We start from the raw sequence: 205 nt of genomic DNA on the forward strand, positions 1-205 counted from the left end.
GAGCCGGGTGTCGTAAGCGCCGTCTGCCGATGCTGCCCTGATTTTTCTGTGAGTCTGCCGGATAAGACCCGGGAAGGCTTCTGAGTCCGTCACATTGTTCAGCGACAGGTCAGCGCAGATGATTTCATGTGTTTTACTGTCAACGGCGAGATGCAGCTTACGCCAGATACGGCGGCGTTCCTGGCCATGCTTTTTGACTTTCCAC

Annotated in this window: 1 protein-coding gene; it reads right to left on the reverse strand. The window is 55.1% G+C overall.

Annotated elements, in window-relative coordinates; genetic code table 11:
• On the reverse strand, positions 1-205 hold a 205-nt coding region (locus ACLH1I_RS26775; protein ID WP_154954705.1), incomplete at both ends, for a transposase.

The organism is Klebsiella sp. 1SOBk10mer (genome assembly GCF_046602535.1).
Lineage (GTDB): Bacteria > Pseudomonadota > Gammaproteobacteria > Enterobacterales > Enterobacteriaceae > Klebsiella > Klebsiella quasipneumoniae.